Genomic DNA, 12,595 nt, shown 5'->3' with positions numbered 1-12,595 from the left:
GGTGGCCTGGATCACAATGCCGGACGGTATGACCGCTGTCATGATGGATCCTGCCGCCAGGGACGGTCCGGCACCGACAAGCCGAGAGGGGCACGCCGTGGGGGAGAGCGTCGCGCGGGCGATGTGGGAGCGGTTCGAACCGGTGCACGACCTGGTGTACTTCACCCCCGAGGTGCGCCAAGTCGCCGACGGGCTCGGGCTGCGCGGCTACTGGATGGGCTACTTCGCCCTGCGCGCGGCCCCGTTGGGACCCGCGTCGGCCGCCGTCGTCACCAGCTCCTTCTACGTCTTCCACCCCGACCGGGTGGCCCGCGCGCTGCCCGACGCCTGGGGCCACGCGGACCCGGCGGAGGTGCTCGCGGCCCGCGCGCGGGGCGTGGACGCGGCGATGACCGCCCTCTACGGCCCTCAGGTCGTCGCCTCCGACGCGACGGCCGAGGCCGCCGAGCTGGCGTGGACGGCGGCACAGGCGGCCGACACGGCCGGGCGGGTCCTCGGCGGCGCGAACCAGGCCCTCGCCCGCCCCGCACAGCCGCACGTCGCCCTCTGGCAGGCCCTCACCACCCTGCGCGAGCACCGCGGCGACGGGCACATCGCCGCCCTCGTCGGCCACGGGATCGGCCCGGTCGCCGCGATGCTGCTGAAGTGCGCGGCGGGCGAGTGCGACGAGGAGTTCCAGCGGCGGACCCGGCAATGGGACGCGGAGCGCTGGGAGAGGGAGAAGACGGGTCTGCGGGAACGCGGGCTGGTCGGCGCGGACGGCCGGCTCACCGCGGCCGGCGTGGGCCTCCGCGAGCGGATCGAGGCGGCGACGGACACGGCGGCGGCCGGGCCGTGGGAGGCCCTGGGCCACGAGGGCACGGCGCGGCTCGCCGAACTGCTCACCCCGCTCGCCCGGACCGTCCTGGACTCCGGCCTGATCCCGGAGGGCAACCCGGTCGGAACACCGGGCGGCACGGGGTTCTCGCCCGTCTGAGCACTCCGGGTTCTCGCCCGTCTGATGCACTCCGGTTGCACCATCATGTGCGGATGGCCCACGACATCGTGTTCTTCCTCGCCCCCGACGACAGGACCGCCGCCTCGACGCGTCTCGGGGGACCCGGGCGGGCCTTCGACTCGGTGGCCTGCCGTTTCGTCGAGCCGGACAGCGCCATCACCGAGTGGGACGTGTATTTCGAGGAGCCCTCGGCGGAGCTTCCGCCGGTCGAACGGCTCCATCGGCAGCCGCAGCCCCAATACGTCACCGCCCCCCTGAACGACGGCGTCGAGGTGTTCGCCGTGCCGCCGAGAGTCATCCGGGCGCTCGCCGCCGCGAGCCCGGCCGCACTCGAAGAACTGGCGGACCGGTGGACCGCGCGGCTCCGGTCCCAGGACGGGGACGACATGACCGACGACGATCTCCTCGCCGTCCTGCGCGGAGTCGCCCGGCTCGCGGTGGCTGCCGTGGCCTCCGGCGGCGGACTCTATAGCTGGAGCTACTGATCAGCCTCTCTGAGCTGGAGCCACTGACGGGCGTGTCCCCGTGGGCGACACCTCCCGCCCCCGGTCAGTAGGCTCGCCGGTATGCGGATCTCCGTCTCCTCGGACATGGACGAACCCGTCGCCCGCGCGCTGGTCTCGGAGCTGCGGGGGCGCGGGCACGACGTGCTGGTCTACGGCGCGCTGCGGCCCGGGACGGATCCGCAGTGGGCGGTGTGCTCGGAGGCGGCCGCGCGGGACGTGGCCGACGGGACGTCCGGGCAGGCCGTGGTCTGCTGCTGGACCGGCACCGGCGCGTCGATCGCCGCGAACAAGGTGCCCGGCGTCCGGGCGGCCCTGTGCACCGACGCGTACACGGCGGACGGCGCGCGCCGCTGGAACGACGCCAACGTGCTCGCCCTGAGCCTCCGGCTGACCTCGGAGCCGCTGCTCAAGGAGATCCTGGACGCCTGGTTCGGCGCCGACGTGAGCCCGGACGCCGAGGACCGGCGCAACATCGCCCACATCGCGCGGCTCGACCAGGGCCGCCCCTCCTGAGAGCGGCGGGAATGCGCCGGATGGGCCGTTCGGCACTGTCGGGGTACCCGATCGCGGGGCAGGGTGGGAGGTACGGACCGGCACGCACCTCCGAGCGCCCCCGACCCGGAAGGGAACCGAGATGCCCGTCGAACCCCCGCAGTCCTCCGCCGCCCCGCTCACGGACGACGAACTGCGGACCCTGAACGCGCACTGGCGCGCCGCCAACTACCTGGCCGTCGGCCAGATCTACCTCATGTCCAACCCGCTGCTCACCGAGCCCCTGCGCCCGGAGCACATCAAGCCGAGGCTGCTCGGCCACTGGGGGACCTCGCCCGGCCTCAACCTCGTGTACACCCACCTCAACCGGGTCGTCCGCACCCGCGACCTGAACGCCCTGTGCGTCTGGGGCCCCGGTCACGGCGGCCCCGCGGTGGTCGCCAACTCCTGGCTGGAGGGGTCGTACACCGAGACCTACCCGGACGTCACCCGGGACGCGGCCGGCATGGCCAGGCTGTTCAAGCAGTTCTCCTTCCCCGGCGGCATCCCCAGCCACGTCGCCCCCGAGACGCCCGGCTCGATCCACGAGGGCGGCGAACTCGGCTACGCGCTCTCCCACGCCTACGGTGCCGCCCTCGACAACCCGGACCTGCTGGTCGCCTGTGTGATCGGCGACGGCGAGGCCGAGACCGGCCCGCTGGCCGCCTCCTGGCACTCCAACAAGTTCCTCGACCCGGTCCACGACGGCGCCGTCCTGCCCATCCTGCACCTCAACGGCTACAAGATCGCCAACCCGACGGTGCTGGCCCGCATCCCCGAGCCCGAACTCGACGAGCTGCTGCGCGGCTACGGCCACGACCCGATCCATGTCACCGGCGACGAGCCGAACGCCGTCCACCGCGCGATGGCCCAGGCCATGGACACCGCCCTGGACCGCATCGCCGCCCTCCAGCGCGCCGCCCGCGAGGACGGCGCCGGCGAGCGCCCCCGCTGGCCGGTGATCGTGCTGCGCACCCCCAAGGGCTGGACCGGGCCCGCGCACGTCGACCGGCTGCCGGTGGAGGGCACCTGGCGCGCCCACCAGGTGCCGCTGTCCGCCGTCCGCGACAACCCCGACCATCTGCGCCAGTTGGAGGCGTGGCTGCGCTCCTACCGGCCCGAGGAACTCTTCGACGAGCAGGGCCGCCCCCGGCTCGACGTCCTGGCCTGGATCCCCGACGGCGACCGCCGTCTGGGGTCCACCCCGCACGCCAACGGCGGACTGCTTCTGCGTGAACTCCCGCTGCCCGGCCTGGACACCTACGCCGTCCCCGTCGACAAGCCCGGCGCCACGCTGCACGAACCCACCAAGGTGCTGGGCGAGTTGCTGGAGGACGTCATGCGGTCCACCGCCGAGCGCCGCGACTTCCGCCTCGTCGGACCCGACGAGACCGCCTCCAACCGGCTCCAGGCCGTCTACGGCGCCAGCGGCAAGGCATGGCAGGCCCAGACCCTCCAGGTCGACGAACACCTCGACCGGCACGGCCGGGTGATGGAGATCCTCTCCGAACACACCTGCCAGGGCTGGCTGGAGGGCTATCTGCTGACCGGCCGGCACGGACTGTTCTCCTGCTACGAGGCGTTCGTGCACATCGTCGACTCGATGGTCAACCAGCACGTCAAATGGCTGCGCGTGACACGGCGGCTGCCCTGGCGCGCCCCCATCGCCTCCCTCAACTACCTGCTCACCTCGCATGTGTGGCGCCAGGACCACAACGGCTTCTCGCACCAGGACCCCGGCTTCGTCGACCACATCCTCAACAAGAGCCCCGAGGCCGTCCGGGTCTATCTGCCGCCGGACGCCAACACCCTGCTGTCCGTGGCCGATCACGCCCTGCGCAGCCGCGACTACGTCAATGTGATCGTCGCCGGGAAGCAGCCCTGTTTCGACTGGCTCTCCATGGACCAGGCCCGGGCGCACTGCGCGCGCGGCGCCGGCGTCTGGGACTGGGCCGGCACCGAGAACGGCAGCCGCGAACCCGATGTCGTCCTCGCCTGCGCCGGTGACGTCCCCACCCAGGAGGTGCTGGCCGCCGCCCAGTTGCTGCGCCGCAACCTGCCCGAGGTCGCCGTCCGCGTCGTCAACGTCGTCGACATCGCCCGGCTGCTGCCCGCCGAGGAACACCCGCACGGCATGAGCGACTTCGAGTACGACGGACTGTTCACCACCGACCGGCCCGTCATCTTCGCCTACCACGGCTACCCGTGGCTCATCCACCGCCTCGCCTACCGCCGCACCGGCCACCGCAACCTGCATGTGCGCGGCTACAAGGAGATCGGCACCACGACCACACCGTTCGACATGGTCGTCCGCAACGACCTCGACCGCTACCGGCTCGTCATGGACGTCATCGACCGGGTGCCCGGCCTCGCCGTGCGCGCCGCCGCCGTACGGCAGCGGATGGAGGACGCGCGACTGCGCCACCACGACTGGATCCGGGTCCACGGCACCGATCTCCCCGAGGTCGCCGACTGGTCCTGGGACGGCTGAGACAGCAGGTCACGGCCGTCCGGCGAGGGCGCACGGGCCGGTGCGGACGGCGCAGGGCGCGGGGCAGAGCGCGGCCGGGCATGCGCCCTGTCGGTGCGCGCCGCCCGGTGCCTACAGTGGCCGCCCGGCCCCGCGACACGGAACCCGCGGGGCCCCTCGGGCCACCGGCCGTCCCCGGCCCGGCAGCCGTCCCGCGGACCCGGGACGGGCCGCGCACCCCCGCGGCCGCCGGCGCGGCGACGGACGCCAGGCCCCCCGCGCGACAGGCACCATCCGTGATCCCGCTCGGACCACGTGCCGGCCGGCCCGCGGCACGAGCGTGCGTCGACAGCCACTGGAGGCCGCTGTGTCCCGACCGAACATCGCCCTGATCGCCGATCCCAGCTCCCCCGAGGGGTGCCGGGAGTACCTCGCCGAGGCCGTGGAACTGCTCACCGGAGCCCCGCCCGTCCGGGTCGACTCCCGGCACTTCGCGACCGGAGGATCCGGCCGCTGCGCCCCGGACGGCGGCCGCTTACGCCTCCAAGTCGCCGAGGAGCGGCTGGACTTCGTCCCCGACGTCGTCCTGCTCTACGAGATCCCGCCGCACCGCAGGCGGGATCTCGCCGCCTTCCAGGAACTCCTGGAATCCCACGACGTGGTGACCCTCGCCGCCGGCCCGGAGGCATGGCGGACGGCGACGGAGAAGAACCTCACCGTCGCCCGCTTCGAGCGCGACGGCGTCGCCCAGATGGAGACCGTCGTCCTGTCGGACCCCGCCCCGGCGGAGGCGGCCGAGGCGTTCGAGCGGCTCGGCGGCGACACCTGGGCCCGGCCCGTCGTCGGCACCGGCGGCGACGACACCTTCCATGTCACCACCCCCGCACGGCTGACGGAGGCCACCGCCTACTACGCCGGGCACGGCACCGACTGGATGCTGTCGCGCGACGCGGGCAACGTCACCGCCGACGGACTGCGCCACCAGTTCCGGGTGTTCGTGCTCGGTGAGCAGGTCGTGCACGCCCGCGAGCACCTCCAGCCCGAGCCCGACACCCCGTGCAACACCTGCCGGGGCGCCACCCCCGTCCACATCGACCCCGCCGACCTTTCGCCCCGTCTCGCCGAACTGGCTGTCGCCGCCACCGCGTCGGTCGGGCTGCCCTTCGCGGGCGTGGACCTCGCCCCCGAGAACGGCGGGGTGGTCTTCGAGGTCAATGTGCAGCCCGCTTTCGTGGACGGCGCGGTGGAGGTGGCGAAGGTGGCCGTGCCGTACGTCCGGGCGCATCTGGACGCCTTCGACCTGGCCGGCGGCGGCTCGCCCCGGGGGCTCACCGCCTCGGCGTAGCGACGACGGCGCGGCGTTGTGCAGCCGCGGTGTGAGGAGCGGCGGCGGTACGGGCGCCCTACAGCCGCAGCGTGAACCAGGTCGTCTTGCCCTCGTCCGTCGGCCGGACCCCCCAGCCGGTGGCGAGGGCACGCACCAGGATCAGACCCCGCCCGGACTCCTCGTCCTGGCCGGCCATGCGCGGCTGGGGCAACTGCGGGCTGCGGTCGCTGACTTCGACGGTGAGATCGGTGGCCGTGCGGTGCACATGCAGCCCGAGCGGGCCCTCGGCGTGCTGGACGGCGTTGGTCAGCGTCTCCGACAGCAGCAGGAGCGCGTCACCGGCGACGGCGGCACAGGTCCACGAGTCGAGCGCCTTGTGGAGGAACGCCCGCCCTTCCCGCACCGAGGCCGGGACGGCCGGCAGGGCGGTGCTGACGGCGGCCAGCGGAGGCGCCGGGAGCTGCGCGAACAGCAGGGTGACGTCGTCGTTGTGGCTGTCGGGGTCCGGCAGCAGACCCGCCAGCACTTGGTCCGCCGCGTCCTCCAGGGACGGCGTCCCGGAGAAGAACTCGTCCAGGAGGAGGGAGAGTTCGTCGATCCGGAACTCGATGTCACTGCCCGGCGTCTCCACCAGGCCGTCCGTGTACAGCACCAGCGTGGCACCCGGCGCTATCTCCGAACTGGACTCCTCGTACAGCACGTCACCCACCCCGAGCGGCGCGTTCACCGGGCACGGCAGGGCGCTGACACCGCCGGCCCCGGCGACCAGCACCGGCAGATGCCCCGCCGAACAGACCGTGACGGTGCCCGTGTCGGGGGCGATCACCAGATAGCAGCAGGTGACGAGCTGATCGGGGACGTCGAGATCGGCCACGCAGCGGTCCAGCGCCCGCATGAGCTGACGCGGCTGCATCCCGGTCTTCGCCAGCGCGTGCGCCGCCGACCGCAACTGGCCCATGACGGCGGCGGCTTCGAGACCGCGGCCCATCACATCGCCGATCAGCACGCCCACCCGGTCGGCGCCCAGCGGTATCAGGTCGAACCAGTCGCCGCCCACCCCGGCGCCCTGGGTGGCCGGCCGGTAGCGGCTGGCGGTGGCCAGGCCCGGCAGGGCGGGCGGTGTGCCCATCAGGCTCCGCTGGAGGGTCAGCGCGATGTGCCGCTGCTGCTCGTACAGCGCGGTCAGTTCGGCCTCCGCGCGCTTGCGGTCGCTGATGTCCCGCACGATCGCGCAGGCCCCGACGACGGTGCCGCGCGTGTCGTGGGTCGGCCACAGCGTCACGTCCACGTCCAGCAGGGCGCCCGTGCTGGTCAGCCGTAACGTCTCGAAGTGCTCGACCTTCTCGCCGTGCCGCAGCCGCCGGAGCAGGGCGCGGATCTCGCCGCGCAGCTCCTGCGGGGCCAGCAGCGAGACGTGCCGGCCGATGACCTCCTCGGCCGTGTAGCCGTACAGGCGCTGCGCGGCCGCGTTCCAGTAGGTGATGTACCCGTCGAGGGTCTTGGCGAGGATCGCGTCCTGCGACGACTCCACCAGCGCGGCCAGTTCGTTGATCCTGGCCTCGGCCGCCTTGCGGTCGCTGACGTCGCGCACGGCCGCCGACACCAGCAGCCCGTCCGCCGTCTCCAGCGGGCTCAGGCTGATCTCGACGGGGAACTCCTCGCCGTTCTTGCGCAGCCCGTGCAGCTCCAGACCGGCGCCCATCGGACGCACCTGCCGGTTGGCCGTGTAGCCGCCCCGGTGCCCGGTGTGCTGGTCGCGGAAGCGGTGCGGGATGAGCAACTCGACCGGGCGGCCGAGGAGTTCCTCACGGCCGTAGCCGAACAGCGCCTCCGTCTGGGCGTTGACCAGACGTATGACTCCCGTGTCGTCCACGATGACCATGGCGTCCGGAGCGGCCTCCAGCAGACCCCGGAAACGCTCCTCGGCCCCGCCCGGTTCCCGAGCGTCCTCGGGTACGCCACAGGCGCACCGTTTCTGCTCCGCGGTGCTCGCGAACCGCGCCGGACCTGCCTGCATCACGTCGGCCATCTTCCACCTCATCTGCGCGACGGTTCAGGCCATCCCAGCGCTTTTCGGTCGCCTCCGCTTCGTGAAGTCGTTTACTGTCCGTTCACTTACGATCCTGAACGACCGTTCACAGGCTCGCCGCGTGATCCGGAACGTAGTTCTGCAGTTCTCGCGGGGTGCGCAGGTAACCGGTGGACTCCGGGCGCTCGGGCAGCTCCAGCACCTGCGGCGGCACGTCGTGGTAAGGCACCGAGTCCAGCAGATGGGCGATCATGTTCAGCCGGGCCCGTCGCTTGTCGTCGCTCTCCACGATGTTCCAGGGCGACTCGGGGAGATCGGTGTGCACCATCATCTCGTCCTTGGCCCGCGAGTACGCCTCCCAGCGGGTGAGGGACTCCAGGTCCATCGGCGACAGCTTCCAGCGGCGCAGCGGATCGTCCAGCCGCTTGCGGAAGCGGGCCTGCTGCTCGGTGTCGCTCACCGAGAACCAGTACTTGCGCAGCAGGATGCCGTCGTCGATCAGCATCCGCTCGAAGACCGGGCACTGGCGCAGGAAGAGCTGGTACTCCTGCTTGGTGCAGAAGCCCATCACATGCTCGACACCGGCCCGGTTGTACCAGGAGCGGTCGAACAGCACGATCTCCCCGGCGGCCGGCAGATGCTCGACGTACCGCTGGAAGTACCACTGCGTGCGCTCGCGCTCGGTGGGCTTGGGCAGCGCGGCGATCCGGGCGACGCGGGGGTTGAGATGCTCGGCGACCCGCTTGATCGTGCCGCCCTTGCCGGCCGCGTCACGCCCCTCGAAGACGACGACCAGCCGCGCGTTCTCGGCCCGCACCCACTCCTGGAGTTTGACCAACTCGGTCTGGAGACGGAGTAGTTCGGTCTCGTAGGCGGCGCGGGGCACGCGTGCCTTCGTCTTGCCGGCCTTGCTGTTCGTGCTGTCCTTGCCGTCCTTGGCCATCCGTTCGCACCCCTCGTCGACGTGTCGATCCGAGCAGTGCCACGGTACGTGATCACCCGGCTTTCAGCGGGTGCTCAGTGGGCGCCCAGTCCGCCTCCGCCGAAGGAGCCGCTGCTGCCCTTGCTCCAGCGCGGGCGGTCCTTCGAGGCGCTGGGCTTGGTCTGCATGTTGGACAGTTCGTAGGGGGTGAGGGGACGGCCGCCCTTGGGGGTGACGGGCACCTCGTCCGGCTCACGGTTCTCACGGATCTCGTGCACGGGGCCGCCGGGCGGCATCTGCGGCTGCTCCTCGGGCCGTGGCCTCGGCGACTCGCGCTGCTTGATGCGCGAACCCATCCAGAAGCCACCGGCCAGCAGGGCGATGACCGCGATGCCGACCACGAACAGCATCAGACTGAGCAGGCCGCTCGGGGCGGCGAGCTGGACGCTTGCGGTAGTCATATCGGCTGAATACCCAGGTAAAGGTGCATAAACCGCACTTCGGGTCATGTTGCTCAGCGTGTGCGGGGTGCTGCGCAGCGCTGGTTTCGTGGGGCGTGCGGCGGCTACCCGCAAGGGATGACTCCGATGACTCCTACGACGTCCGGGACCGCCCAGGCTTCCCCGCAAGAGCTGTTCCGGTTCCTGGAGGACCGCTTCGGCTGCGCACTGGCGTGCACCGAGTGCGCGCAGGCGTGTGCGCTGCGCGCGGGCCTCGTGGATCCGGACGGTTCCCGCGAACACGAACACCTGCGACGCAAGGGCATCCTGTGCGCGGAGGTCTGCGACGCGACCTGCCGCGCGCTGTCCGAGGACCACCAGATGAGCGAGGCGGCCCTCCGCGTCCAACTGGAATGGTGCCGAACGGTCTGCCTGGAGACGGCCCACGCCCTCGACGGGCACCCGGGCGCCGAGGAGACGGCGTCGGCGTGCCGGGCTTGTGCCCGGGCGTGCTCGGACTTCATGGCGAGCCTGGTCTGAAGGCGGCGGGGCGGGCGGCAGGCGGCGGGGGCCTGGGGTTGTGCGTCGTGCGCCGTGCCGGACCGTGAGTCTCCGGACCGCGCACGCCGTCGACGGGCACGCGGGTGCCGAGGGCGGGCGGCTTCCCACTCGGGGTATGCGGGGATTTCATGGCGAGCCTGGTCCGAGGGCGCCGGGGTCCGGGGGCCGGAGTCTTGCGCCGTGCCGGACCGTGAGCCTGCGAACCGCGCACGTCGTCGACCGGCATGCGGGTGTCGTGGAGACGGCGGCGGCGTGCCCTGCGTGCGCTCGGGCGTGCGCGGATTCCGCGGGGAACCTGACCTGACGCTGTACACCGTGCCGGACCGGGTGCCTGGAGACGGCGCACGCCCTCGACCGCGAGGGGACGTGCGGCTGCATGCCGCACCTGTGCCCGGGCGTGCGGGGACTTCATGGCAAGCCTGGTCTGAGCGTCGTACCGCCTCGTCGGCTACAGCGGTCGTCCGACCCGCACGTTCCACCGACCGGACCGTCCGCTGAGTTCCACCGCCGTCAGCGGGGGCACGTCCGTGCGCCAGAACGCCGACTCGGGAGCGTCCAGCGCGCGTACCACGGCCGCCCGGACCACCTCCGGCTCGGCGACCACGAGGGCCCGCCCCGCGTCCCGGGCCGTCGCCTCCAGCCAGGCGGCCACGCGGTCGCACACCGCCCGCACCGACTCCCCGCCGTGCGGTGCCGCCTCCGGGTCCGCGAGCCACACCCCGAGAGCCTCCGGCTCCCGCGCCCCTACGACCGACAGCGCCTCGCCCTTCCACCGGCCGGCGTCCAGCGCCGCCAGCTCGGGCGCGTCCACCGCGTCGATCCCGAGCGCGGCGGCCGTCTCCCGGCAGCGCGCGGTCGGCGAACACCAGGCCCGTTCGACGTTCGGCACCGCACCTGCGGCTGCCCCGGCCTGGCGCAGTCCGGCGGCGTCGAGCGGGGAGTCGTCGCCGAAGCGGGCGTCGGGGGCGGGGGTGGTGAGGGCGGGGGTGATCAGGGTGAGTCTGGTGGTCATGGGGGCGCTTCCTTCGGGCGTCGGGGCTGCCGTTCGGTGCGTGCCGGGCGCCCTGGTGGGTGACCGTCGGGCCGATGCTCGAGTCGGGCTCCGGGTGTGGAGGTGCTCAGGGTGTCATCGCGGAACGCGCTCCGCTGTCGCCGCCGCCATGCGCCGCATCACCGCCACCGGAATCGCGGGATGCCGGGCCGCCTCCTGCGCGCTCTCGAGGTCGCGCAGCAGCTTGACCAGGGTCCGCGCGGGCAGCCGGGGATGCCGGGCGGCCTCGTACCGTACGCCCTCGTGGGGATCGCTGAGCAGCCGTACGGCCGAGGCGGCCGACAGCCGGGGGGTCGCTCGCGGCCCGGCGTCGGACCTCCTCGGCCGGGTCACGGCCGAACCGTTCGACCAGCTCGGCCGTGGAGTCCGGGTCGTCCAGGGCCAGCCGGCGCATCCGCGGGCTGGGGTCGTCGGCGTAACGGAGCAGGTCGTGGCGGGGAAAGTTGCGGTGGCCGTGCGGCACGTCGGGGTGGCTGAAGCTGCCGGTCCACCAGCGCCAGACCGACAACAGCATGTCGGCGGGCGCGTCCGCGCAGGACTCGGCGAGGAAGAGTTGTACGACCCGGTCCTCGTCCCGGGCCAGCAGCTCGACCACGTCCGCCGGGAGCCGTCCGACGCGGGCGACCGCGCTCCGGACGTAGGGGTGCGCGGAGGCGGCCAGCCGGCGCAGGGCGTCCGGGTCGTCGCGCAGGTCCTCCACCCAGTCGAGGCCGCGGCGGATGAGGTCGCGGGGGAAGTCGATGCCCGCGCGTTCCTCCTCGGTGAGGACGGGGTGGACGGACGCCTGAAAACGCACCGAGGGGTCCGGGTCCGCGCCGAGCCGGAGGACCAGCTCGCGGTGGAGACGCGGATTGCCGGCGAGGACGCTGCGCTGCTCCGGCCGGGTGTCCGCAAGCCACTCGGCGAGGTCCCGCTCCAGCCGGCAGTTCGCCACGGCGTCGACCGTGAACCCCTCCGCCTCGAACACGGACCGGGGCATCGGACGGTTCTCGTGACGGCACAGCAGGGCCGCCGCCCGGACCGCGCCGTCGGGGTCCTCCAGCAGGCGCCTCCGCGCCTCCTCGTCCAGATGCGGCCAGGCGGGCCCGCACGCCGCCACCCGGACGCGGGCGTCGGGGTCGGAGACCAGACCCGTCAGCAGGGCGCCGGACAGCCCGGTGACCTGCTCCCGGACCAGGGACGACGGATCGGCGGCGAGCCGCTCCAGCACCGGGGCGGGCAGCTCGGCCCCGCGGTGCCCGGCAGCCAGCAGGACCAGCGTCGCTCGATGCCGGGGATCGTCCTCGGCCAGGATCTGCCGGGCCCGCTGCTCGCCGGTGAGGCCCCGCTGATACTCGGCCATGGCCCCCGCACCTCCCAGCTCTCATGGGCCAGCGCGGCCGCGACGACCGCGGGCGGCTGCGGCAGATACGACAGGTAGTCCGACCTCTCCAGGAGGGAGATGCGCAGGTCGTCGGGGGCGGCCGGATTCCCGCCGAGCCCGTTCGCCCACAGCGCGCGCAGCCGCCGCGAGGGCGACGGCTCCTCGAACAGCGACTCCCACGCCGCCGCCCGCTCGTCCGGGGTCTCCTCGGCCGCAGCCCGCGCGTCCGCCTCGACGCGGTCCGCGAGCCGGTCGACGACGATGATCCGGACCTCGCCGCTGTCCGCAACCGCCGTCACACCCAACACGAGATCCCCACCCACCGGCATGGTGACGAACTCCGGCTGCGGGCCAGCCCGTTCGGCGAGCACGCGGGCAAGTCCCCAGCCGGGGGTGAG

At 73.0% G+C, this 12,595-nt stretch carries 11 protein-coding genes; 6 read left to right on the top strand and 5 right to left on the bottom strand.

Going from position 1 to position 12,595, the window contains the following annotated elements; genetic code table 11:
* The first annotated feature begins 97 nt into the window (after positions 1-97).
* The 5 genes from G6W55_RS15440 (at position 98) to G6W55_RS15420 (ending at position 5,849) form a co-directional block, all read left to right on the top strand.
* On the top strand, positions 98-976 hold the full coding sequence (locus tag G6W55_RS15440) for a hypothetical protein (RefSeq protein ID WP_175521405.1): 879 nt from the start codon (positions 98-100) through the stop codon (positions 974-976).
* Between the two features lie 53 nt (positions 977-1,029).
* The gene (locus G6W55_RS15435; protein ID WP_175521404.1) at positions 1,030-1,482 is read left to right on the top strand and encodes a hypothetical protein; all 453 of its coding nucleotides are present in this window, start codon (positions 1,030-1,032) and stop codon (positions 1,480-1,482) included.
* Between the two features lie 81 nt (positions 1,483-1,563).
* Positions 1,564-2,016: an RpiB/LacA/LacB family sugar-phosphate isomerase gene (locus G6W55_RS15430; RefSeq protein ID WP_175521403.1), complete on the top strand. Its 453-nt coding sequence runs from the start codon at positions 1,564-1,566 to the stop codon at positions 2,014-2,016.
* A gap of 121 nt (positions 2,017-2,137) precedes the next feature.
* Entirely contained in the window at positions 2,138-4,525 is a 2,388-nt protein-coding gene (locus G6W55_RS15425; RefSeq protein ID WP_175521402.1) for a phosphoketolase, read from the top strand.
* A 346-nt stretch (positions 4,526-4,871) separates the two neighbouring features.
* The gene (locus G6W55_RS15420) at positions 4,872-5,849 is read left to right on the top strand and encodes a RimK family alpha-L-glutamate ligase (RefSeq protein ID WP_175521401.1); all 978 of its coding nucleotides are present in this window, start codon (positions 4,872-4,874) and stop codon (positions 5,847-5,849) included.
* Between the two features lie 58 nt (positions 5,850-5,907).
* Here G6W55_RS15420 and G6W55_RS15415 read toward each other — a convergent pair whose 3' ends face one another.
* The 3 genes from G6W55_RS15415 to G6W55_RS15405 all read right to left on the bottom strand — a co-directional run bounded on the left by G6W55_RS15415 (position 5,908) and on the right by G6W55_RS15405 (position 9,243).
* Positions 5,908-7,872: a PAS domain S-box protein gene (locus G6W55_RS15415; protein WP_244368765.1), complete on the bottom strand. Its 1,965-nt coding sequence runs from the start codon at positions 7,870-7,872 to the stop codon at positions 5,908-5,910.
* Positions 7,873-7,966: 94 nt separating this feature from the next.
* Entirely contained in the window at positions 7,967-8,803 is an 837-nt protein-coding gene (gene ppk2, locus G6W55_RS15410) for a polyphosphate kinase 2 (RefSeq protein ID WP_175521400.1), read from the bottom strand.
* 74 nt (positions 8,804-8,877) lie between these two features.
* Positions 8,878-9,243, bottom strand: coding sequence for a DUF6479 family protein (locus tag G6W55_RS15405; RefSeq protein ID WP_030787399.1), 366 nt, complete (start codon positions 9,241-9,243; stop codon positions 8,878-8,880).
* Between the two features lie 126 nt (positions 9,244-9,369).
* On the opposite strand from G6W55_RS15405, the gene G6W55_RS15400 reads away from it, so the two are divergent.
* The gene (locus G6W55_RS15400) at positions 9,370-9,762 is read left to right on the top strand and encodes a ferredoxin (RefSeq protein WP_175521399.1); all 393 of its coding nucleotides are present in this window, start codon (positions 9,370-9,372) and stop codon (positions 9,760-9,762) included.
* A gap of 469 nt (positions 9,763-10,231) precedes the next feature.
* Here G6W55_RS15400 and G6W55_RS15395 read toward each other — a convergent pair whose 3' ends face one another.
* Positions 10,232-10,795: a histidine phosphatase family protein gene (locus tag G6W55_RS15395; protein WP_175521398.1), complete on the bottom strand. Its 564-nt coding sequence runs from the start codon at positions 10,793-10,795 to the stop codon at positions 10,232-10,234.
* A gap of 106 nt (positions 10,796-10,901) precedes the next feature.
* Entirely contained in the window at positions 10,902-12,176 is a 1,275-nt protein-coding gene (locus G6W55_RS38665; RefSeq protein ID WP_254876262.1) for a PE-PGRS family protein, read from the bottom strand.
* Positions 12,177-12,595: the final 419 nt, after the last annotated feature.

This window comes from Streptomyces sp. CAI-85 (genome assembly GCF_013363615.1).
Taxonomy (GTDB): Bacteria; Actinomycetota; Actinomycetes; order Streptomycetales; family Streptomycetaceae; genus Streptomyces; species Streptomyces antibioticus_B.
Note: the sequence above shows the minus strand (reverse complement) of the source record. Positions and strands in the feature narration are given on the sequence as shown.